Origin of the sequence: Haloarcula sp. DT43 (assembly GCF_037078405.1) — an archaeon.
In the GTDB taxonomy this organism is placed as follows: Archaea; Halobacteriota; Halobacteria; order Halobacteriales; family Haloarculaceae; genus Haloarcula; species Haloarcula brevis.
The window spans coordinates 78185-100355 of the sequence record NZ_JAYMGZ010000001.1; the positions used below are offsets into that span (position 1 = coordinate 78185).

22 protein-coding genes are annotated in these 22171 nt (G+C 69.0%); 11 read left to right on the forward strand and 11 right to left on the reverse strand.

Annotation, left to right across the window (positions count from 1 at the left end; genetic code table 11):
• Window positions 1-168: 168 nt before the first annotated feature.
• Complete coding sequence (locus tag VI123_RS00415; protein WP_336337355.1) at window positions 169-714, forward strand: MaoC family dehydratase; 546 nt, start codon at window positions 169-171, stop codon at window positions 712-714.
• Between the two features lies 1 nt (window position 715).
• Here the strand turns inward: VI123_RS00415 and VI123_RS00420 are convergent, their stop codons facing one another.
• From VI123_RS00420 to VI123_RS00440, 5 genes are read right to left on the reverse strand one after another with little or no spacing between them, the layout of a single operon-like run.
• The gene (locus VI123_RS00420; RefSeq protein WP_336336112.1) at window positions 716-1558 is read right to left on the reverse strand and encodes an alpha/beta fold hydrolase; all 843 of its coding nucleotides are present in this window, start codon (window positions 1556-1558) and stop codon (window positions 716-718) included.
• A gap of 48 nt (window positions 1559-1606) precedes the next feature.
• Window positions 1607-2911, reverse strand: a complete 1305-nt coding sequence (locus tag VI123_RS00425; protein WP_336336113.1) for an oxidoreductase — start codon at window positions 2909-2911, stop codon at window positions 1607-1609.
• Complete coding sequence (locus VI123_RS00430; protein WP_336336114.1) at window positions 2908-3192, reverse strand: hypothetical protein; 285 nt, start codon at window positions 3190-3192, stop codon at window positions 2908-2910. The genes VI123_RS00425 and VI123_RS00430 overlap by 4 nt, the downstream gene beginning before the upstream one ends.
• 38 nt (window positions 3193-3230) lie before the next feature.
• Entirely contained in the window at window positions 3231-3758 is a 528-nt protein-coding gene (gene cgi121 / locus VI123_RS00435; RefSeq protein WP_336336115.1) for a KEOPS complex subunit Cgi121, read from the reverse strand.
• Window positions 3758-6133, reverse strand: coding sequence for an ATP-dependent DNA helicase (locus tag VI123_RS00440; protein WP_336336116.1), 2376 nt, complete (start codon window positions 6131-6133; stop codon window positions 3758-3760). The genes cgi121 and VI123_RS00440 overlap by 1 nt, the downstream gene beginning before the upstream one ends.
• A gap of 98 nt (window positions 6134-6231) precedes the next feature.
• Between VI123_RS00440 and VI123_RS00445 the strand changes: the two genes are divergently transcribed.
• Window positions 6232-6477: a ferredoxin gene (locus VI123_RS00445; RefSeq protein ID WP_336336117.1), complete on the forward strand. Its 246-nt coding sequence runs from the start codon at window positions 6232-6234 to the stop codon at window positions 6475-6477.
• On the opposite strand, the gene VI123_RS00450 is transcribed toward VI123_RS00445, so the two are convergent.
• Complete coding sequence (locus tag VI123_RS00450) at window positions 6467-6895, reverse strand: MaoC/PaaZ C-terminal domain-containing protein (RefSeq protein ID WP_336336118.1); 429 nt, start codon at window positions 6893-6895, stop codon at window positions 6467-6469. The two genes, VI123_RS00445 and VI123_RS00450, sit on opposite strands and share 11 nt — an antisense overlap.
• A gap of 81 nt (window positions 6896-6976) precedes the next feature.
• Here VI123_RS00450 and VI123_RS00455 point away from each other — a divergent pair, with 81 nt between their 5' ends.
• The 3 genes from VI123_RS00455 (at window position 6977) to VI123_RS00460 (ending at window position 9491) form a co-directional block, all read left to right on the forward strand.
• The gene (locus VI123_RS00455; protein ID WP_336336119.1) at window positions 6977-8446 is read left to right on the forward strand and encodes an MATE family efflux transporter; all 1470 of its coding nucleotides are present in this window, start codon (window positions 6977-6979) and stop codon (window positions 8444-8446) included.
• Between the two features lie 163 nt (window positions 8447-8609).
• Complete coding sequence (locus VI123_RS19360; RefSeq protein ID WP_008306998.1) at window positions 8610-8705, forward strand: hypothetical protein; 96 nt, start codon at window positions 8610-8612, stop codon at window positions 8703-8705.
• On the forward strand, window positions 8706-9491 hold the full coding sequence (locus tag VI123_RS00460) for a DUF7089 family protein (RefSeq protein WP_336336120.1): 786 nt from the start codon (window positions 8706-8708) through the stop codon (window positions 9489-9491).
• A 27-nt stretch (window positions 9492-9518) separates the two neighbouring features.
• Here the strand turns inward: VI123_RS00460 and VI123_RS00465 are convergent, their stop codons facing one another.
• Together VI123_RS00465 and VI123_RS00470 are read right to left on the reverse strand one after the other, a co-directional pair.
• Window positions 9519-10646: an ORC1-type DNA replication protein gene (locus tag VI123_RS00465; RefSeq protein ID WP_336336121.1), complete on the reverse strand. Its 1128-nt coding sequence runs from the start codon at window positions 10644-10646 to the stop codon at window positions 9519-9521.
• A 65-nt stretch (window positions 10647-10711) separates the two neighbouring features.
• On the reverse strand, window positions 10712-12694 hold the full coding sequence (locus VI123_RS00470; protein WP_336336122.1) for a MutS-related protein: 1983 nt from the start codon (window positions 12692-12694) through the stop codon (window positions 10712-10714).
• Between the two features lie 124 nt (window positions 12695-12818).
• On the opposite strand from VI123_RS00470, the gene larE reads away from it, so the two are divergent.
• The gene (larE, locus tag VI123_RS00475; protein WP_336336123.1) at window positions 12819-13697 is read left to right on the forward strand and encodes an ATP-dependent sacrificial sulfur transferase LarE; all 879 of its coding nucleotides are present in this window, start codon (window positions 12819-12821) and stop codon (window positions 13695-13697) included.
• Window positions 13698-13706: 9 nt separating this feature from the next.
• On the opposite strand, the gene VI123_RS00480 is transcribed toward larE, so the two are convergent.
• Both VI123_RS00480 and VI123_RS00485 read right to left on the reverse strand, forming a co-directional pair.
• Window positions 13707-14333 (reverse strand): histidine phosphatase family protein, encoded by a 627-nt coding sequence (locus VI123_RS00480; RefSeq protein WP_336336124.1) that lies wholly within the window; start codon window positions 14331-14333, stop codon window positions 13707-13709.
• A 1-nt stretch (window position 14334) separates the two neighbouring features.
• Entirely contained in the window at window positions 14335-15933 is a 1599-nt protein-coding gene (locus VI123_RS00485) for a twin-arginine translocase subunit TatC (RefSeq protein WP_336336125.1), read from the reverse strand.
• Window positions 15934-16037: 104 nt separating this feature from the next.
• Between VI123_RS00485 and VI123_RS00490 the strand changes: the two genes are divergently transcribed.
• Genes VI123_RS00490 through VI123_RS00500 form a run of 3 tightly spaced genes read left to right on the forward strand, consistent with a single transcriptional unit; the run spans window position 16038 to window position 19144 of the window.
• Complete coding sequence (locus VI123_RS00490; RefSeq protein ID WP_336336126.1) at window positions 16038-18221, forward strand: twin-arginine translocase subunit TatC; 2184 nt, start codon at window positions 16038-16040, stop codon at window positions 18219-18221.
• Between the two features lie 58 nt (window positions 18222-18279).
• Window positions 18280-18456, forward strand: coding sequence for a ribbon-helix-helix domain-containing protein (locus tag VI123_RS00495; protein WP_336336127.1), 177 nt, complete (start codon window positions 18280-18282; stop codon window positions 18454-18456).
• Window positions 18446-19144 (forward strand): queuosine precursor transporter, encoded by a 699-nt coding sequence (locus VI123_RS00500; RefSeq protein ID WP_336336128.1) that lies wholly within the window; start codon window positions 18446-18448, stop codon window positions 19142-19144. The genes VI123_RS00495 and VI123_RS00500 overlap by 11 nt, the downstream gene beginning before the upstream one ends.
• A gap of 1 nt (window position 19145) precedes the next feature.
• Here the strand turns inward: VI123_RS00500 and VI123_RS00505 are convergent, their stop codons facing one another.
• Window positions 19146-19937 carry a 23S rRNA (uridine(2552)-2'-O)-methyltransferase gene (locus VI123_RS00505; protein WP_336336129.1) on the reverse strand — a complete coding sequence of 264 codons (792 nt, stop codon included), beginning with the start codon at window positions 19935-19937 and terminating at the stop codon, window positions 19146-19148.
• A gap of 250 nt (window positions 19938-20187) precedes the next feature.
• Between VI123_RS00505 and nirK the strand changes: the two genes are divergently transcribed.
• Window positions 20188-21273, forward strand: a complete 1086-nt coding sequence (nirK, locus tag VI123_RS00510) for a copper-containing nitrite reductase (protein WP_336336130.1) — start codon at window positions 20188-20190, stop codon at window positions 21271-21273.
• Window positions 21274-21424: 151 nt separating this feature from the next.
• Window positions 21425-22168, forward strand: coding sequence for a DNA polymerase sliding clamp (locus VI123_RS00515; protein ID WP_336337356.1), 744 nt, complete (start codon window positions 21425-21427; stop codon window positions 22166-22168).
• The last annotated feature ends 3 nt before the right edge of the window (window positions 22169-22171 follow it).

A 22171-nucleotide genomic window follows, 5' to 3' on the forward strand; every position in this document is an offset into this window, starting at 1 on the left:
AACGACGAGCCGAAAACCCGTCTGACGCCCGTTAGACGGCGTTTACCGACACCTGAGCCGAAACCAACACCAAGGTTTAATACGCCGACCAATAAAGTACCAGAACAGATGAGTTCTGAATCGCCTCGGAACCCGCTGTTAGACACATGGACCGAGACATCGTCGCATGTGTTCAACAGCGTCGTCGCAGCTAACCGGGCCGCGTTCGCCGCCTTCGGCGTCCAGCAGGAGGACGAGAACGGCGTAACGCCCGCAGACCGTATCGAACCCGACGAAGACCTCCCGGAGTGGCACGTCTCGATATCCGAAGACCACCCGGACCGCTTCGGCGTCGGCGACCACGTCGATTTCACGAAGACGATATCGGAGAACGACGTCCGCCAGTTCGCCGCCGCGAGCGGCGACACGAACCCGCTCCACTTAGACGAGGAGTTCGCCGAACAGACCCGCTTTCGCGGACGCATCGCCCACGGGACGCTCGTCGGCAGCCTCATCAGCGCGGCGCTCGCGCGGCTGCCGGGGCTGACTATCTACCTCTCACAGGACCTGGAGTTCCACAACCCGGTCCGCATCGGCGACCGCCTCACCGCCGAGTGTGAGGTCGTCGAGGACCTCGGCGACGCACAGTACCGGCTGACTACGCGCGTCCTCGACGACGACGAAGTCGTCATCGACGGCGAAGCGGTCGTTCTCATCGACGACCTGCCGGAGTAGCTCAACAGAACGCGCGGACGGCCCGGTTGAATCGCTCGGGGTGTTCCCGCGGCGGGCAGTGCCCGCAGTCGTCGAATATTTTCAGCGTGCTATCGGAAACCGTCCCGGCGGCCTGCTCGGACCACCGGCGGGGGAGCAGCGGGTCGACGGCCCCGTGAATCAGCATCGTCGGCACGTCGATTTCCTCTAAGCGGTCGGAGTAGTCGGTCCGGAAGCCACACCACTGGAACTCGCTTCGCTGCCAGCGTCGCATTGCCCGGACGGTTCCCCGGTCGACGGCGCGGTCGATGTCCTCGACCAGTTGCTGTGGCGGCTCGCCGGCACCCATGCTCCGGAGACTGTTCCGGATGGCCGGCCGGGACGACCCCACACCCTGCCAGAGCATGTTGCCGAGTATCGGCGTCTGCAGGACGCTGCTGGCCGCCGTCCGCCAGTAGGCGTCGGCCCCCAGCCCGTAGCTGTCGACCAACACCAGCCGCTCGACTGGGCCGCCGTCGAGCGCGTGGCCGAGCGCGATTGCGCCGCCCATCGAGAGGCCGGCCAGCGCAGGCTCCTCGATGCCGAGCGCGTCGATGAACTCGGCGAGGGTCTCCAGGTAGTAGTCGGTCGTGTACGGGCGGTCGGGTTTGTCGCTGTCGCCGTGACCGGGCAAATCGAGCGCGTAGACGGTCCGTTCCGGCGCGAGCGCGGGGAGCGCGTGTCGCCACGAGACGGTGGCGGCGTCCAGCCCGATGCCGTGGAGGAACACCAACGGCGGCCCCTCGCCGCCGGTCCGGTAGTGGATGGCAACGTCCTCGCCGTCGACGGACAGTTCGACGCGTTCGGACGTAATCCCTGTAGTCATCGGCGTTCGCTCGGGACTGGACGCGTATCAGCCTTTGTATCCGGTCGGTCACTCCGACCGCTCGTACGCGCCGTCCCGCCGGAGCCGGGCCTGCTCGCGGACGACGGCCGGCGTCCGACACCGGCCCGGTTCGCCGGTGACCTGCGGGACGGTGCAGTTGTTACAGCTCTCACACAGCGCGTCCCCGCCGTCGAGCAGTCGCGCGCCGAGCCGTGGTTCGGCGTAGAACGGGCGAGCCATCCCGACGGCGTCAGCGGCCGGGGCGGCCCCGGCCGCGCCGAGAAACCGGTCGCAGTCGGCACGCGTCCGCAGCCCGCCCTCCAGCAGGACCGGCACGTCCACGCGCTCGCGGACCGCCCGGCAGAACGCGGCGTTCCAGCCCGGGTCGCGGCCGAACCGGCGGGCCTGCAGTCTGTTGAGCAGCCGAACGGCGCGCGCCCGGAGTCGGCCGCCGAAGACCGCCGCGTAGTCGTCCTGCAGGTCGCTGGCCGCCCAGGCCCGGTCGGGGAACGCGCCGCGGACGATGCTCATGTCCCAGAACGGCGAGACTTCGACCGGAACGAGGCCGTCGTAGCCGATTTCCGCCGCCCGCTCGGCGATGGTCACGCCGTCCGCTCTGGAGAGGTGCCTTCGAACGAAACTCGGCGCAGCGGTCTCTGCTGGGACCTTCGTGACCAGCGGGACGTCACCGGCGTGGTCCCGGACGGCGTCGTGGACCGCTTCGAGGAAGCGGACGCCGTCGCCGAACTCGTCGTCCCGGCGGTTGTAGAACGGCGAGAGGAACTGCTGTACCAGGCTCATGTTCGCCGCCGAGAGGTGGATGCCGTCGTAGCCGGCGTCGACGGCGTAGCCGGCACACCGCCCGAACTGCTCGGCCAGGTCCCACACCGCCGCGGTCGAGAGCACGTCCGGCCGGAGCGAAATCAGCCCGGCACGGTCGAGCGCCCGGAGCTGCCAAGGCGGGCGGCTGACGGCGAGCTGACGCTGGTCCGGGTGCTTTCGACGGTATTCGGCGTGCCAGGTCGCCATGCTCCGGAGGCCGCCGTGGGCCAGTTGGAGGAAGATTCGACCCCCGTGGTCGTGGACCGCGCCGGTGAGCCGGGCGAGCCGCTCGACGAAGGCCGGGTCGTGGACCCGCGTCATGTTCGGCGCGGCACAGCCGCCGCGGTCGGTGACGATGCTCGCGCCCTGAAAGAGGAGGCCGACGCCGGAGGCAGCCGTCGGCTCGAGTTCGTCGACGAGCGTGTCGACGGCCCCCTGGCCGTTGCCGGCACACTCCAGTACCGGTGCGCGGTACAGTCGGTTTGGGACGTCGACGCCGCCGATGGACAGCGGCGTCTCCAGCGCGGTCACGACTGCTCGCGCTCGTCGAAGGTCGCCTCGACGCGGGCGCTGTCCCGCGGTGTCACAAGCTCTAGGGCCGCCCGGACCTCCGTCGGCGAGTCGAACTCGCCGTCGCTGCCCGCGAGCACGTCCGAGAGGTCCTCTGCGGGCGGGTCGGCGCTGCCGTACTCGTCTGCCAGTTCCTCCACGCGGACCGGGTACGCGGCCCCGCCGGTGGCGCGGTCGACCGTCGCCTCGACCCGGCGGGCGCGCTCGCTGGCCCGCTGCCGTGCCGTCCGCTGTGGGTCCATGGGTGACGATAACACGGCCTGCGTCAAAAATACTGTCGCTACTTCTCGACCGGCAACAGCGCGACGCGCTCCCGGACGGCGTCGGGAAGGCCGCCGGCCGTCGCGGCGAGTTCGGCGTCGGTCACGTCGAAGAACGACCGGACGCGCGCCTCGTCGTACTCGCCGAGCGTCGACGCGGGCGTGAGGTGGGCGCGGACCTCGTCGGCGGCTGCGTCGATGTCTTCCTGCCCACCGTCACCTACGTGGGAAATAGCCTCAGCAGGGTCGACGACCACGGCCACGACGGGACAGGCCCCTTCGCCGACGCCCATCGTCAGCGCGCGGTTTATCTGGCGGCGACCGGCCGCGTACAGCAGTATCTCGACGCCGAAGTCGTCGGCAATTCCGTCGCCTCGACCGTGGGCCCGCGTGGCGAGTTCGACAGCCAGTTCGAGGTGTTCGCGGTCCGCGACGTAGCGGGCGTCGAACGCCTGCACCGTGACGCCGTGGCGGCCACCGATTGCGCCGAGCGTCTCCACGAACGCGCCCACGTCGTCGATGGCGGCGGTGCCCTCGACGACCTCCATCAGAAATCACCCAGGCTCGACTGGTCGTCGTCGGCCGTGGTGTCGCCGTTCGTATCCGTTTCGCCGTCGTCGAGGTCGACGGACACGTCCTGGGCTGGCTCGACGCCCTCCATCGACGGGTCCCGGTGGCCGGCGTTCTCCAGCACGTTCTCGGCCGTCTTCCGGCGGCCCCGGAGCGCCGCCAGCACGACCGACTTGTCGGCGTCCCGGAGTTCGGCGCGGTCGGTGATACCGGCCTGGAACAGCCGGCGAGCGCGCTTGCGGCCGACGCCGCGGACGCCGGCCAGGTCGACCAACTCCTCCCGGACGCCGTGTTCGACGCGGATGCGCGCCTCGCTGATGGCTCGCGCGGCGTCCAGGTCGACCTCGCTGGCCAGCGATTCGGCGGCCCCCAGCAGCCACTGGGCGGTCTCGACCTTCCCGCGGATGTCGCCCGGACCGACGCCGTACCGGTCCGTGATGGTCGCCTCGTCGATCTCCGTCGCCCAGTCCTCGAGCAGTCTGGCGGTCTTCAGCGCCGAGAGCCAGTCCTCGAAGCGCCCCTCCTCGTACTCCGAGGGCGTGGGACCGAGCAGCTCCGCTTCGCGCTCGAACAGCTCCATCTCGTAGTCCTCGCGGTCGCCCGAGCGGAGGTACAGCTGGTACATGTCCGGCGTGCGCGAGACGAGGTGGTACAGCCCCAGCGCGGGGATGTCGCCCGGGTCCGCGTCGCCCCCGTCGGCGTCCTCGGCGAGTTCGCTCGCCGTGGTGAAGCCGCTCTCGGCGGGCGTCGTCGCCCGGTCGCCGTCGGGTGACGACCGGCCGCCGCGTCGCTCCCAGTCTCGGAGGCCGTCGACGATTTCGGCGGCGCTCATCGGGTCCAGGTAGAGCCGCGAGACGGTGTGGCCCAGCGAGGTGGCATCCAGTTCCCCGTTCTCGATTTCGAGGAAGTCGTTGCGCTGGAGGTAGGTGAGCACGTCGTCGACGACCCGTTCGAGCTGGCCGCCCTCGTCGGTCTGGCTGGCGTACAGCGTCTGTTCGAGAAACTCCAGCAGCCCCGACCGAGAGCGGGCGAACCCGGAGGCGACGGTGGCGAGGATGTGAGTTCGCAGGGCCGGCTCGGCGGCCAGTTTCGACCGGACCGGCTCGGGGTCGGCCCAGACGTACCGCTCGAACAGTTCGTCCACTTCGTCGTGGCTGTTGGCGATGAGGACCGCCTCGCCGTAAGGGTCGAGCCCCGGCCGACCGGCCCGTCCCATCATCTGGTGGACTTCGAGCACCGAGAGCGGGGCCATCCCGCCGGCCGAACCGTCGTAGCGCCGCCAGTCGCGGACGACGACGCGCCGCGAGGGCGTGTTGACGCCGGCGGCGAGCGTCGGCGTCGCGCAGACGACCTTCACCAGCCGGTCCCGGAAGGCCGCCTCGACGAGTTCGCGGTGACCCCGCGAGAGGCCGGCGTGGTGGAACGCCGCCCCGTCGGCGACGGCGTCCGCGAGGTCGTCGCTGGTCTCCGTGTCACTCACGTCGCGGATTTCCTCCGCGATGTCGGCCAGCTTGGTCCGCTCCTCGTCAGTAAGGTGGGGCCGGACGGTGTTTGCCAGCCGGCCTGCCGCCGCCTCGGCATTGCGACGGGAGTTGACGAACACCAGCGTCGACCCGTCGTCTTCCAGCGTGTCGCGGACGATGGCCGCGGTCGGCTTCTCGTTGTTCCGCACCGAGAGGCGCTGCTGGCTGCCGTCTTCGAGGTGTAGCGCCTGCCCGTAGTGGACCCCCTTCTGGAGGTCGATGGGCCGCCAGTCCGAATCGACGAGACCAGCGTCGAGCCACGTCGCCAGCGCCTCGGCGTTGCCGATGGTCGCCGACAGCGCCACCGTCTGCAGGTCGGGGTTGAGCCGGCGGAGCTTCGCCAGCGTCACCTCCAGCGTCGGCCCGCGCTCGCCGTCGTCGACGAGGTGGACCTCGTCGGTGACGACGCAGGTGAGGTCCTCTATCCAGGGGGCGTCGTTGCGCACGAGCGAGTCGACCTTCTCGCTGGTGGCGACGACGATGTCCTTGTCCGCGAGCCACCCGCCCTCGGACTCGTAGTTGCCCGTCGAGACGCCGACGTCGAGGCCGTACTGCTCGAACTCCTCGAAGTCGGCCTGCTTCTCGCTGGCCAGCGCCCGCAGCGGAACGATGTACAGCGCCTTGCCGCCGCGGGCGACCGACGAGAGCATCGCTAGCTCGGCGATGAGGGTCTTGCCGCTGGCCGTCGGAATCGACGCGACCAGGTTCTCCCCCTCGGTGACGCCGGCCTCGACGGCCTCGGCCTGGGGCGGATACAGCTCCTCGATGCCGTCGTCGCGAAGGTGGTCCGGGAGCCACTCGGGCACGCCCGGCAGGTCCGCAACGTCCATTACACCCCGATTGGGCCCTGCCGCGATTTAAACTGTCGCACTGCACCCGCGACGGCGGCGAGGGGAACGCCTTTGCCCGCGAGCGGCCAACACGGGGTATGCGAATCGAGTACGACTACGACACCTGTATCGGGATGTTCCAGTGTGTCGCGGAGTGGGACGCCTTCGAGCGCGACGAGGACGCCGGCAAGGCCGTGCTGGCGGACAGCGAGGAACGCGAAGCGGACGTGTTCGTCCGGGACGTGCCCGACGACGCCGAACTGGACGCGAAGTTCGCCGCCCGGACCTGTCCGGTCGACGCCATCACCGTCTACGACGACGACGGCGAACAGCTCATTCCCTGATTATTCCCTCGACGGTCGCTTCGAGGACGACGGTTCCGGCGGCCTGGTTCGTGTCTGCTGGACCACCGGCGTCGTCGCCGCGGTCGACGCGCCGGACAGTCACGTCGCCGACGATATCGACGCCGCCGTCCGGCCGCGGGTCGACGCTCGCCACCGTCAGTTCACAGACAAGCGGCTGGCCGGTGTACACCGGCCGCTGGAACCGCAGGTCCATCCGCGAGGCGAGCACTTCGAGGTCCCCGCCGATGCTGGTAAGCAGTGACGCGGTGAGCAACCCCTGGACCATCCGCCGCCCCGCCGCGTCGGGGTCGGTGTGGCGGGCCTGGTCGTCGCCGGAGAGGGCGGCGAACTGGTCGACGTCTTCGGGGCGGAACGTCCGCGTCTCGGTGAACGTCTCGCCGGCTTCGACGGGAGGCATGTGCAGGGCTGGGGCGCTCCGTGGCAAAAAACCACGGCCGTCCCGAAACCCACAGGGGGCTGGGCCATCGAGATCAGGGCGATGTCGAACGGTGGACCCCTGCGCCGTCTGCTGACCGCGTTTCCCGCGATGCTCGCCAGCGCGGGACTCGTCGACCGGAAGAAGGCGACCGCCGCGACCGACCTCGCCGCGCCGGTGATGGTCACCGGCGGCCTCCGCATCCTGCTTCGGCTCGCCGACTTCCTGATGGTCGGCCTGGCGCTCGGCGACGCGGCCATCGCCGGCCTCGAACTCGGCTTCCAGTACTACTTCGTCGGGTTCGGGCTCTCGCTGGCCGTCTCCTCGGGGACGATTAGCGTCGTCTCGCGGCTCCAGGGAGCCGACCAGCCCGAGCGGGCGAACCTCGCCGTCAAGCAGTCGCTGTGGCTCGCGCTGCTCGTCTCTCTACCGCTGTCGGCGCTGTGCTGGCGCTATCCGGAGCTGCTGGTGGGCGTGCTCACCGACGACGCGGCGACCATCCGCTTCGGCGCGACGTATCTCGCCATCGTGATGCTGTCGCTGGCCCCGCGGTTCTGGAGCATGGTCGCCGCCCGCGCGCTGGCCGGCAGCGCGGACACGAAGACGCCGATGTACGTCCGCCTGCTCACGCTGCCGACGAACGTGGCGCTCAACGCCGTCCTCATCTTCGGCGTCGGCCCGTTTCCCGAACTCGGCATCGCCGGCGCGGCGTGGGGCACGGCCGTTGCCAACACGCTCGCGGCAGTGATATTCCTCGGCCTGCTGCTGTCGGGGCGGTACGTCGTCACGCTCCGGCCCGGCGGCCCGCAGTTCAGCGCCGACCTCGTGCGCGAAATCGTCCGCGTCGCCCTCCCGCTGACCGGGATGCGCCTGCTCCAGACGTTCGCCCGCTTCCCGTTCCTGTTCATCCTCGGCGTGCTGGGGACGCCGACGCTCGCGGCCTACGCCATCGGCCGCCGCGTGATGCTGCTGGCGCTGATGCCGGCGTGGGGGTACGCGACCGCCGCGTCGACGCTGGTCGGGCAGTCCCTGGGGGCCGGCGACGAGAGCGAGGCGACGGCCTACGGCTGGCAGACGCTCCGGGTGGCGCTGGCCGTCCAGCTCGTCGCGGCGCTCCTGCTGATGGCCTTCGCTCGCCCCATCGTCGCCCTGTTCGGGACCGCCTACCCCGACCTGGCGGCGGCGTTCGTCCGCGTGTTCGGCCTGCTCGTCGCCGGTTTCTCGATTTCGCGGACGATGCGGGGGAGCCTGCGGGGGGCTGGCGACACCCGCTGGCCGCTGTACGGGACGGTACTAGGTGGCTACTGCTACCGGCTCCCCGTCGCCGCCCTCGCCCTGCCGTCGTCGTTCGTCGTGACGGTGCCGGTCGTCGGTATCACCGTCTCGCCGGGGCTCGGCCTCGGGCTTCCGGCGGTGTTCGCCGCGCTCGTGGGCGACTTCTACCTGAAGGCCGCGGTCAACGCGGGCCGGTTCTGGTCCGGTGGGTGGCGTGACGTGGCCAGGCAGGCGGGCGTGGGTGGGGCCGACGACTGACGCCGGCCGTGCCGCTCGCGGGGTTCCTGTCGACCGCGTCACCCGCCCTGCCGGTCCCAGTCGGTGCCCGTCGAGACGCGTTCGCGGCGCAGACCCGGTGGACGGTGCGGACCACCAAAATCGTTTCTCAAGTTTTAATGTCCGGCCCGGGATACCCATTGGCATGAGCAAGGCCACGAAAATCGTCCTCGGTACCATCGGCGTGTCAGCACTGCTGTCAATCGGCATCGTCATCAACCTCGTCCTGTTCTCGGCGTAGATGTTCACCGAGCGTTCACTGTCCGGCGAACTGCCGGCAGTACGTGAGGCCTACGCCCCGGAGACGCTCGTACTGAACTGCGACCGCGACTTCGAGACGCTGGACCCGGCCGTCGCCGAGGAACTCCTGCTGGTGACCGACGGGCTCGACCAGATTTCCTACGACGGCGCGTGGCTGCCGACCACGGCCCCGGAAGTGTTACAGCAGTACATCGGCGGCGACCTGACCATCGGGATGCCGGGCGACGGCGGCGTCGCCTGGACGCGCCAGACGGAGCCCCCCTGCGTGTTCGTCAAGCCGCGACTGGAGACCTCGCCGGACGCTTTCGTCTCGTTTCTCGTCGCCGAGGCGCTGGTCGAGGTCGGCCTCGACGAGCCCGAACACTTCCTCGGCTTCTTCCGCGAGCAGTACCCGGCGTTCGTGACTGCCACCGAGGGCCACCTCGACGCCAACGCCCGGTACCAGCTCGCGGCGGCCCTCTACACCGCGTATCTCGGCCTCCAGACCCGTCCGGCGTTCGCCGGCTGGGCCGACGACTTCCCGGACCTGCACGCGGCGTGGGACGACGCCGGGAAGCGCCTCCAGCCCCGGCTCGACGACCTCCCGAGCGAAATCGCGCAGGGCCGGACGGAGTTCGCCGCGGCCGCCGAACTCGCCTGCAGCGGCGTCAAACACGGGCTCGACCTGCCCGCACCGTTCGCCGCGCTCGACACCGACGCCTACCTCGACCACGGCGCGGACTACGCCGTCCAGTGGGCCGAGACGACCTTCGAGAAGATGGAGTGAGCGCTGAATACGTTTTGATACGCTGTATTACAGCCGCTCCAGCACCGCGTCGGCGTCGTAGTTGAGCGTCAGCTCCCGCGAGCGGCCCCGGCCCTCGACGTCGGTGTACTCGGCGTCGATGATGTCCAGTTGGTCGAGCTTGTTGATTATCTCGGAGTAGCGGGTGTAGCCCAGGTCCGTCTGCGCGGAGAAGGCGTCGTAGATGTCGCCGGCCTGCTGGCCGTCGTGGGCGGCGATAACCTCGACGAGCGCGGTCTCGGAGTCGGACAGCTCCCGCAGCCGCCTGGAGAGGTGGACGTACTTGGACTTGTCGTAGGCTGCCTCCACGTCCTCAGTCTCGACCGAACGGGAGGCCCGCATCTCGGCGTTCATCCCGGCCCGGCGCAGGAGGTCGATGCCGACCCGGAGGTCTCCGCCCTGCTCTTCGGTCAGTTCGGCGACGCGGTCGAGCACCGTGGGACCGACGATGCCCTCGTTGAACCCCCGGTCGACGCGCTCGCCGAGGATGTCCGCGATTTCGGCCTGGCCGTAGGTGTTGAAGTACACTTCCTCGGGGCGGAACACGGACTGGACGCGGGTGTCGAGCGCGTCGATGACGTCCAGGTCGAGGTCCGAGGAGACGCAGATGACGCCGATTTTCGCGCCGGAGTGGGCCTCGTGGGCGCGCAACAGCGAGTACAGCGTGTCGCTGGCCTCGCTCTCGTAGAACAGGTAGTTCACGTCGTCCAGGGCGACGACGAGCACCTCGTCTTCCTCGACCAGTTTGTCGGTAATCTGGGAGAACAGCTTCTTGAAGGAGATGCCCGAGGACGGCGGCTCGTAGTCGAATATCTCGGCGAACAGCCGCGAGAAGACGGCGTAGCGCGTCGAGTCCATCTGGCAGTTCACCCGGACGGTTTTCACGTCCGTCTGGGCGGTGAGTTCGTCGAACAGAATCTGGACGGCGGTGGTCTTCCCCGTCCCCGGCGGCCCGCGGGCGATGACGTTGAGCGGGCGCGATCCCCGGACGGCCGGCCGGAGCGCGTATTTCAGCGTCTCCATCTGCGTGTCCCGGTGTTTGAACGTCTCCGGGAGCCAGTCGATTTCGAAGACGTGTTCGTCCCGAAAGACGGACTCGTCCCAGCCGAGCATCCGGTCCTCGGGGTCGTCGCTCATCACTTTCACCGAGCTTCGCGGCGCACTTAACCATTTGCCACAGGTTCACTGGCAGTGACAGGTCGCTACTCGAACTTCGAGAGCAGGTCGCCGTAGAAGCCGTCGTCGCCGTCGTCGGCGAGCTTCTCGACGATGAGTTCCGGGGTCGACCGGGCGAGTTTGCCCTTGACCGGCGAGCGGTTCACCCGGAGTTCGCCGTCGACCAGCCCCTCGGCCTCGATGCCGTCGATGGCGAGGTCGGACTCGGCCGCGTCGCGGATGTCCTCGGCGAGGTGCGAGACGAAGACGGCCGTCGCCTCCCGCTCGCTCAGCGATTCGAGGATGCCGGCGACGATGGTGGCCGCCGCGCCGGGCTCCGTGATGGATTCGAGTTCGTCGACCAGCACCATCACCGGCCGGTCGGCGCTCACGTCAGTCACGAGGCCGCCGAACTCCCGGAGCGTCGCCTCGAACGCGCCGGCGTCCAGCGTCCCCTGGGTCTTTGCGTGGTAGTGCAGTTCCGCGACACGACCGACGCGGGCCGACTCGGCCGGGACGGGCAGACCCATGTGCGCGAGCGTCGTCACCAGCGCGACGAGGTCCAGCGTCGAGGTCTTCCCGCCGCTGTTGACCCCGGAGAGGACGGTCACGCCGTCGACGGCGTAGTCCACCGGCTCGACGGCCTCGAAGGGGACGTCCAGCAGCGGCGAGCGCCCGCCCTCGATGGCGATTCCCTCGGCGTCGGTCAGCGCCGGCATCGTGCAGTCGAAGTCCGCGGCGAAGCGGGCCACCGCGAGCTCCACGTCGAGTTCCAGCGCCGCGTCCACGAGCGTCTCAGCGTCCGCCCGCATCTCGGCGAGGTCGTCGGCGAGACCCCGCTTCCGGCGGGTGGCGCGCCGGTCGCGCGCGGCGGTCAGTTCCTCGCGGAGGCGGGCGACGACGTCCTCGCTGTGTTCGACCGGGTAGGCCGGCTCGTCGGGGAACGCCCGGCGCGCCGTCGCCTCCATGTCCCGGAGTGCCAGCGCGTCCACGAGGTGGTCGCGGGCCTTCTCGACGGCCGCGGCGTACTCGTCGGCGAGCTCGCGCTGGAGCAGCGAATCGACGCCCGCGCCCCGCTCGACCAGCGACAGCAGGTCCGTCCCCTCGATGGTCACATCCTGCTCCTCGATGGCCTCCCGGAGATGATCGTTGGCGACGCTCTCCGCCGTGGAGACCGCCGCGTCGAGGTCGTCGACCGCGGTCGCGAGGCGGTCCAGTTCGTCGTCGCCGCGGACGCTCCCGTCGTCGTCGAGCTGGTCGAGCGCCGACAGCAGCGTCGCCAGGTCACATGGCGCGTCGAGGCCGGCGACGCGGTGGACCTCGGCGGCGGCCCGTATCCGGTCGCGGTTGCGGGCGAAGAAGGTGAGCACGCGTTCGGGCACGACGGATTCAGGCTCTTCGAGCGCGTCCGGCTCCACCCGTACGTCGCCCTCGATGTCGACGCCGGCGAAGGCCTCGTCCAAGGCGACGACCGTCGAGTACGAGCGGGCCAGCTCGGCCAGCTGGCGGGCGTCGTCGACGACCTCGACGCTGACCTCGGGGATGGCCGCCTGCGCGTCGGCGTACCGTTCGGCGTCGCGGGTCGCCAGACACCGGTCCCGGACCCGGACGTCGCCGGGTTCGGCGAGCGGTTCGACGGCCGAGAGGGCGTCGAGCACCGCCGGGTCGGGGTCACGCTCCATGGCCGCCTCGGCGAAGGTCCGGACTTCCTCGATGCGGCTGCGGACGCCGCTTGGGTATATCGTCGCCAGTCGCTTCGCGGCGTAGTCGGTCACCGTCCGGTCGGTCAGCAGGGCCAGCGCGTCCTCGTGGATTTCCCGGGCGCGTTTGGTCGCGGCGAACCCGCCGGGGTCGTCGTGTTCGGCCCGTATCGCGCCGCGGGCGATGCGGGCGGCCCGGCCCTCGCTGATGCCCGGTGCGCGTGCGAGCGACGCCACGTCGCCGTCCCGGAGCGCCGCCTCCGGGTCGTCCAGTTCCCGGAGCGCCGCGGCTGTCTTCGCCCCGACGCCCGGAACCGATTCGAGCTCCATCTGCCCGCTCATTCGACGCCAGCGAGAAAAAACCCGTCGCCAGCGGCGGCGGTGACGGCCCGCGGTCGCGCCGGCCGACGCCAAACGCGAAGGCGTTTTTGCGCTCCACCGAGAAGAGAGGTCCATGTCTGCTGTCTCGGAGAAGCTAGCGGCCGCCCGCGAAGACCTCGAATCGCGAGACGGCGTGCTCATCGCCTTCTCCGGTGGCGTGGATTCGAGCGTCGTGGCCGCGCTGGCCCACGACGCCCTCGGCGACGACGCCATCGCCTGTACCGCCAAGTCGGAGACGCTCCCCGCCGCGGAACTGGAGGACGCCACCCGCGTGGCCGAGGAAATCGGCATCCGCCACGAAATCGTGGAGTTCTCCGAACTCGACAGCGAGGAGTTCATCGAGAACGACGACATGCGGTGTTACCACTGCCGGTCGATGCGTCTCGGTGCGATGTACGACCGCGCCCGCGAACTCGGCATCGACGTTGTCTGTGACGGGACCAACGCCTCCGACGTGGGCGAGGGCCACCGGCCCGGCCTGCGCGCCGTCGAGGAACTGGACGCCTACTCGCCGCTCCTGGAACACGACATCGACAAGGAGGAGGTCCGTGACATCGCCCGCGAGTACGACCTCTCGGTCGCCGACAAGCCCTCGATGGCCTGCCTCTCCTCGCGCATCCCGACCGGGCTCGAAGTGACCGAAGAGCGTCTCTCCCGCGTCGAGAAGGCCGAGCGGCTCCTTCGGACGTGGGGCTTCGAGCAGTTCCGGGTGCGCGACCACGACGGCCTCGCCCGCATCGAGGTCGGCGAGAAGGAACTCGAAACCGCGCTCGACCCGGACTTCGTCCGCACCGCCCGCGACCACATCGAGGACTGTGGCTTCGACCACGTGACGCTCGACCTCCACGGGTACGAGACCGGGAGCGTGAGTCCCGAAACCGAAGACGAGGGACAGTCAGAAGAGGACGTGGTCAGTAACGTCTTCGACGCCGACTACCCCTCGGTCGACTGAGCGCCCCGGTCAGTCCAGCAGGGCGCGCCAGCCGGTCAGTTCCTCGCCGACCAGTTCCGGACCGTCGTCCAGCCGAATCTCGTTGACAGCGCAGTTGTCCTGCGAACGTTTGGCCAGCGCCGCGTCCGGGTCGCGGTCGGTGAGCTTCGCCAGCAGGACCTTGATGACGCCGCCGTGGGTGACCACCAGCGTCGTCTCGCCGGCGTCGGTAGCCGCAATCGCCCGCTCCCACGTCGACTCGACCCGCTCGCGGAAGGTCGGGACGCCCTCGCCGCCCTCCGGGGCCGCGTCGAGCGAGATGACGCTCGCGTCCCTGTCGTGGTCGGGATACTCCGCGAGCAGCTCCTCGGCGTACAGGCCCTGCACGATGCCGAAACCGCGCTCGCGCCAGCCGTCGTCGAACGCGGGGTCGGGCAGGCCGCCGTAGCCGTCGTCGGCCGCGGCGGCCGTCTGACGGGTGCGCCGGAGGTCCGAGGCGAGGACGCGGTCCACGTCGTAGCGGTCGTCGAGCCACGCGCCGAGCGCCGTGGCCTGCTCCTGGCCCCGGTCGGTCAGCCGGCTCGGGGCCCACCCCTGGATGCGCCCATCGCGGTTCCAGGTGGTCTCCCCGTGCCGGGCGACGAGCAGGGTCCCCACGTTACGCCTCCGCGGCCCGCCGCCGCATGACGACGATGCCGACCTCGTAGAGTGCGATGAGCGCGGCGGCGACGGCGACGGCGGCCGTCCGGCCGAGGCTGAACTGGTTCACCAGGCGGAACAGCGTCGGGTCGGGGCTGCCGAGGTAGCCGACGACGATGGCGACGCCCCACACCGGCAGGCGGACCCGCCGGAAGCCACGCCAGAGCCGCACGGAGCCGTAGTAGTTCTTGTTGAGGTACGCCAGCGCCTCGAACAGGGCTATCATGCCGCCGCCGACCAGCATCGGCGTCGCGTTCCCGAGGCCGACGGCCGCCAGCGTCTCGGTGACGGCGGCGGGCAGTTGCTCGTAGTAGCCGGTCGGGACCGGCGCGGGGCTGAGGACGTAGCCGGCGAGGGCGAACGCCAGCCACGCGACCGGCCGGCGGGCCGCGAGGTCGTCGGCCGTCGGTATCGGCGACGTGCTGCCGGTCCACCGCAGGAGCAGCAGGGTCCCCTCGAACAGGCCTATCATCGTCACGGCGACCATGAGCGGGGCCATCCCGGTCGGGTCGGGGCTGAACAGGAACGCCACGGCGGCGAACCCGCCCCAGAAGTACAGCCGCCGGTCCTGGAGCCACTGGCGGGTCGTCACGCCCATCATCACCGCGAGCATCACGAACAGCGGAATCTGGAAGATGAGCGCGAACAGCCCGAGCATCAGGATGATGAGGTTGAACGTCTCGCTCAGGCCGAAGGCGAGGTCGGCCGCGCGGTCGGAGTACGTGATGAAGTAGTCGAACATCGCCCGCAGGACGGCGAAGTACGCGAAGCCGACGCCGACGGCCGCGAGCACGAGGCTGGTCGGGACCGCCGCGAGGTAGTAGCGCCGCTCGCGGGGGTACAGCCCCGGCCGCATGAACAGGTACGTCTGGTAGACGAACACCGGCAAGGCGACGATAAAGCCGACCAGCGACGACACTTTCAGCCGCGCCAGAATGAGCGCGAGCGGGTTGTACACGTTCGGACAGTCCGCCCCCTGGACGACGCTGCCCTCGGCGTTGGTCGCGACCTGCCCACAGGCTTCGGCTGGTCCGTCGAGGAACGAGTACCACAGGAAGTTGATGAGTTCGTCGGAGTACGGCAGGGCGATGACGGCGACGACGGCCATCACGCCGACGACGACGAACAGCCGCATCGCCATCTCCTCGACGTGGTCGGCAAGGGGCATCTCCTCGTCGTCGGGTGCGCCCTCGTGAAGCACCTCGTCGTCCGGGTCGTAGGTGGGCGAGGGTGGGTCGCCGGTCGTCGGTCCGGCACCGGCCGGCGACGGCGTCGACTTGCCCCAGTCGGTCGGCACGTCCGCCGGAACGGCGGCGACGACCTCCGACGCGTCCCGGTCGAACAGCCCGGCGGTGGAGTCGGCCGGGGCGGCGTGGGAGTCGACGGTGTCCTCGTCACCCCCGGCCGGGGCGGGGGCGGGGCCCGTAACGTCCGTCTCTCGGCCGGCGTCAGCCTCGGCCACGGGGTCGGTTGGCGGGGAGTCGTCGGCCCCGTCGTCGGACGGTAGCGGCGGCTCTTCGGACCTGCGCCGCTCGTCGTCAGCGTCACCGTCCTCCATCTGTCCCCGGCTTAGACGGTGGGTGTTGTAAACTTTCTTTTCGAGCAGTGGCTGTCACCGGGATGAATAAATTGATAACGCCCACTGGGCTAGGCACAGAGAAGATGGCGAGTGCTATCGACGAGGACACCGTCCAGACAGTCCAGAGCGGGCGCGCCACGCTCGGCGCGATGCTCCGCTCGGCGCAGGTGCACCTCCAGAAGGTGTTCATCGTCTTCGTCATCGGGATGATCGGCACGATAATGGCGCTGCAGTACGGCGTCTGGGACACGCTGCGGGCCGACCTCCTGTACTCGCAGATGGACCTCACGACCCGGGAGGCCACGAGCATCGTCGCGGTCACGCCATTTGACGTCATCCTCCTGCAGGTCAAAATCGGGGCCGTCATCGGGATTCTCATGTCGCTGCCGCTGCTAATCTACTTCGGCCGCGACGGGCTTCGCCAGCGGGGCTGGTGGCCGGCCGAACACATCCCGGCCTGGAAGGGCGCTGTCTTCGTCACGATAAGCCTGAGCCTGTTTTTCGGCGGCATCGCCTACGCCTACGAACTGTTCTTCCCGCTGATGTTCAATTTCCTCGCCGGGGACGCGTTCAACGCCGGCTTCACCCCGCAGTACTCCATCGTCAAGTGGTTCCAGTTCGTCTTCCTGCTGGCCGTCTCCTTCGGGCTCGCCGCCCAGTTGCCGCTCGTGATGACGGTGCTGTCCTACACCGAAATCGTCCCCTACGAGACGTTCCGGGACAAGTGGCGCTACGCGGTGATGGCGATATTCGCCTTCGGCGCGCTGTTCTCGCCGCCGGACCCCTTCACCCAGATTATGTGGGCCGCGCCGCTGTGTGGCCTCTACGGCATCAGCCTCGCGCTGGCGAAACTCGCGATGCTGGTCCGGCGCTCCGGCGACTTGGTCAGCACCCGGGCGGTCGCCCGCGAGCACTGGAACACGGTGCTGGGCGGCGCGGTGCTGGGCGGCGGCCTGATATACTACGTCCTGGCGACGCCGGCGTTCCAGTACGTCCAGCGGTTCGCCGAGGTGTTCCCCTCCGACCGCCTCACCGGCGACATCCAGCCCCCGACGCTGTTCGGGCTCCCCGTCGAGAGCACGGCCGTGCTCATCGCCGCCGTGTTCGGCGTCGTCGGTGCCGTCGTCGTCCTCTACTACCACGTCCTGACAGCGCTCTCCGACCGGGCCGGCCCCGGACAGGTCGGTGACCCGACGGCCATCGACATCGGGGAACTCAACGCCTCGGCCGTCGAGGTTGCCCCGCCGGAAGTGTTCGAGGAGATGGCCGAACACGAGGCGCTGTCACACGCCGACACCGCCCTGGCGAACGACGACGAGGAGAAGGCACAGGCGGTACTCAACCGCTGGGACATGGTCCACGAGGACGACCAGGACGGCGACGACGCGGACCCGACCGCCGACGGGGACGAAGAGGAGGCGGGCGTGTTCACCTCGACGACCGCCGGCATGGTCGACGCCTTCACCGAGGACGAGACCACGGAGGACGAAATCGGCGGCTACTACTACGACATCCAGTTCATCCTCAGCGCGCTGGCCTCCAAGGCGTTCGTGATTCTCGGCATCTTCGGCGCGGTGCTGGCCGCCGCGTTCCTGTTCCTCTACCAGGGCGGCATCGGCCGCATCCAGCGGACGTTCGTCAGCCGGCTCCCGCCGGAGATGGCCGCCGACGTGAGCATCGTCACGCTCCACCCCGTCGAGCACCTGGTGTTCATCGTCAAGTTCTCGACGATACTCGGGGCCGTCTCAATCATCCCCGTGGTGCTGTACTTCGCGTGGCCGGCGATGCGCGAACGGGGGCTCGTCATCGGCAATCGCAACATCCTGGGCATCTGGGGCGGGACGCTGTTCGCCGCGCTCATCGGCGGGAGCCTGCTCGGGTTCCTCTACGTGGCCCCGATGACCATCTCCTGGATAGCTTACGACCAGCTGAACTCGAACATGGTCATCGCCTACCGCGTGAGCAAGTTCGGCTGGCTCGTGTTCTTCCTCACCATCGGCATCGGCCTGCTTGCGGAGATTCCGGTGACGATGTTCCTGTTCCACAAGGGCGGTATCATCCCGTTCCACCTGATGTACGAGCGCTGGCGCGAGGTCGTCATCGCCATCGTCGCCCTCTCGGCGATTCTCTCGCCCAGCGGCATCTTCACGATGTTCCTCGTCGGCATCCCGACAGCGCTTTCCTACATGCTCGGTCTGGGCATCCTCTGGGTGTACACGCTGGGCGGCCGGCGGACGGCGAACCGCCGCAGCGAGCCGGCCGACTGAACGGAGCGGGGCGCGGCAGACGAATATTCTTATACGACGCCCGGAGTAGGCTACGGATATGCCCAAGATAAGCGTCGAAGTGCCGGCCGAGCTGCTGAACGACCTCGACGAGCACGTCGGCGAGGACGGGAAGTTCGTCAACCGGAGCGAAGCCATCCGCGCGTCGGTGCGGAAGACGCTGGACATCCTCGACGACATCGACGAGCGGCAAGGTCGCCTCAACGATGAACAGTGAGCGGTCAGAGGCGGTACGAGTCGGGCTCGTCGCGCTGTTCGTGACGGCGCTTGTCACCTCGCAAGTGACCGCCTCGAAACTGCTGGCGTTCTCGCTGCCGGTCTCGCTCCCGCTTGCCGGGTCGACGCTCGTTTTGCCCGGGGCGGCGCTGGCGTACGCGCTGACGTTCTTCGCCTCCGACTGCTACGCCGAACTGTACGGCCGGCGGGCCGCGACGGTCGTCGTCAACGTCGGTTTCGGGATGAACTTCGTCCTGCTGGCGCTGGTCTGGAGCACGATTCTCGCCCCCGGGCTCCCGCAGGCGGCCCAGCCGGTCGACCTCGCGGCCTTCCGGAACGTCCTCGGGGCCAGCACGGCCATTGTCGTCGCCAGCCTGTCGGCCTACGTCGTCAGCCAGAACTGGGACGTGTTCGTGTTCCACTGGCTCCGCGAGCGGACCGACGGCGAGAAGCTCTGGCTGCGCAACGTCGGGTCGACGGCCTCCAGCCAGCTCATCGATACGGTCATCTTCGTCGGCGTCGGCTTCGTCCTGTTTCAGGGCGTCCCGCCGGCCGAGGCGCTGGCGCTCATCGTCGGCCAGTACCTGCTGAAGCTCGCCATCGCGGTCCTCGACACGCCCTTTGTCTACGCCGTCGTCGGCTTCGCGCGGCGGAACGGCCACGCGCCGGCCGCGCCCGCCACCGAGTGACTCACTCGACCGGCTCGGCGAAGGCGTAGCGGGGCTTCACGTCGTCGACCCGCACGTCGACCGTCTCGCCCTCCTCGACGCCGCTGACGAAGACGGTGAAGTTCTCGACTTTGGCGATGCCGTCGCCCTCCTCGCCGATGTCCTCGATGGTGACCTCGACGACGTCGCCCTCCCGGACCGGCCCGGTCAGGCGGTGTTTGGCCACCAGGTACAGCTCCGAGGAGGAGTCCCGCGAGGCGTCGGGACGGACTTCGCGGACGTACTCGAACTCCGGTTCGATGTCTTCGATGAGGGCCGCGAGGTCCTGGCCGTCGAACACCTTGGCACAGAAGTCCCCGCCGGCGTCCAGCAGGTCCGTCGCCACCTCGAAGGCCTGCCGGACGAGGTGAACCGACCGGGCGTGGTCGAGGTCGTACTGGCCCGTCATGTTCGGGGCCATGTCGGAGAGGACCACGTCGACCGGGCCGCCCTCGCCGTCGCTCTCGCCGACTATCTCGCGGATTTCGGCTTTCGTGCTGTCCTCGGTCATGTCGCCGCGGACGTACTCGACGGTCGGCTCGGGGTCGTCGAGGTCGTCGATGGTCTGGCGGTCGACGCCGACGAGCGTCCCGCGCTCGCCGATGCGCTCGGCCGCGACCTGCATCCAGCCGCCCGGGGCGGCCCCGAGGTCGACGACGGTCCGCCCCTCGCCGAGCAGCCCGGCCGTGTCGTCCAGTTGCTGGAGCTTGTACGCCGACCGGGCGCGGTAGCCCTCCTGTTTCGCCCTGTTGTAGTAGTCGTCTTTCCCCGACATGGTTACCTCGCACCGCGGTCTCGAACGCCGAAACACGGCGAAATCGCAGTCATAGTCGTCCGAAGGCGGTCAGCGCTGAAATGGGTGCCGACTCGGGGTTCCCGGCCGAGCCATGGCACGTCTTTTACCACCGACCCGAACACGTTCAGTGCCGTTCTTACCGAGTAAAAACGCGTCTCAGCGGCTGAGACTGTGCGGTTCGGTTATACATCGCAGGTTCCCAGTCCCACCTGTAGGAAGTGACCCCCCGATGTCAACTATTCCGACGGCGACGCGGAGGCGGGTGTTAGAGGCCCTGGGCGTCGGTACGGCTTCGCTTGCGGGCTGTGCCAGCGCACCGGGTGCACGAGAGCAACCGACCGAGGCGAAGACGACCCCACAGGAGCCAGCCATGAACGCCGCACAGCAGACCGACGTCGACCGTATCGCCGCGGACCCGACCGACATCCCGGACCCAATCGACCGCTCACAGCCCAGGACGGTGTCGGTGGAGATGACCACCAAAGAGCAGGTCGCGGAAATCGAGCCGGGCGTCACCTACACGTACATGACCTTCGACGGGCAGATTCCGGGACCGATGGTCCGGGTCCGTCGGGGCGACACCGTCGAACTCACCATCACGAACGAGGCGGGCAACTCGATGCCCCACAACATCGACCTCCACGCCGTCCGCGGTCCCGGCGGCGGTGCGGAGGCGTCGATGGTCACCCCCGGCCAGACCAAGACCTTCCGGTTCAAGGCGACCTACCCCGGCGCGTTCATCTACCACTGTGCGGTCCCGAACCTCGACATGCACATCTCCTCGGGGATGTTCGGGATGATACTGGTCGAGCCCAAAGAGGGGCTGCCCGCGGTGGACCACGAGTTCTACTTCGGCCAGCACGAGCTGTACACCACCGGCGAGGCCGGCGAGGAGGGCCACCACGACTTCGACATGGACGCGATGGCGGCCGAGGACCCGACCTACGTGCTGATGAACGGCGAGAAGTACGCCATCACGCCGGACCGATACGGCGCGCCGAGCATCTCGGTCGGCGACACCGCCCGCGTGTACTTCGTGGCCGGCGGCCCGAACCTCGATTCCAGTTTCCACCCCATCGGGTCCGTCTGGGACGAGGTCTGGCAGCAGGGCTCTATCGCCGGGCCGCCGAACAAGTTCGTCCAGACCACGCCGGTCAAGCCGGGGTCCTGTGCCATCGCGACCCTGCACGCGGAGGTGCCCGGCCCCATCAAACTGGTCGACCACGCGCTCTCCCGGGTCGCCCGCAAGGGCATGATGGCCGTCATCAACCGCGAAGGGGCGGCGAACCCCGACGTGTTCGAACCGGAGGCCTGACCGCGCCGCCGGAGTCCGAGCGGCATTGCCGGGGTTCGACGGGTCGGTAGCCGGACCCGCTCTACACTCGGCGACGCCGCCCGCAGTCCCTCGCGCGCACGCGGTTTCAATGAGGGACTTTTTAATGGATGGGGGCATAGTCCGGTTCAAGATGTTCAACGCCATCGTGAGCGCAGACACGCTCCAGGCGACTCTCGACTCTGTGAGCGTGCTGGTGGACGAGTGCAAGATCCACCTCGAAGAAGACGGGCTGGAAATCCGGGCAGTCGACCCGGCGAACGTTGGGATGGTCGACCTGCGGCTCGACGCGGCGGCGTTCGAGTCCTACGAGACCGACGGCGGGCTCATCGGCGTCAATCTCTCCCGGCTCGAGGACATCGCCGGCATGGCCGACGCCGGCCAGCTCGTCCACCTGGACCTGGACGAGGAGACACGGAAGCTCCACATCTCTATCGACGGCCTCGAATACACGCTCGCGCTCATCGACCCCGACTCCATCCGCCAGGAGCCGGACCTCCCGGACTTGGACCTCTCGGCGAACATCGTCATCGAGGGGAAAGACATCAACCGGTCGGTCACGGCCGCGGACATGGTCAGCGACCACATCGCGCTGGGCGTCGACGCCACCGAGGAACTGTTCTACGTCGACGCAGAGGGCGACACCGACGACGTGCACCTCGAACTCACCCGCGAGGACCTCATCGACCTCACGCCCGGGGACGCCCACTCGCTGTTCTCGCTCGACTACCTGAAGAACATGAACAAGGCCATCCCGAAGGACGCCGAGGTAGAGATGGAACTGGGCGAGGAGTTCCCCGTCAAGATGCACTTCAGTTTCGCCGAGGGACAGGGGCGAGTCACCTACATGCTCGCGCCGCGCATCCAGAGCGAGTAGCCG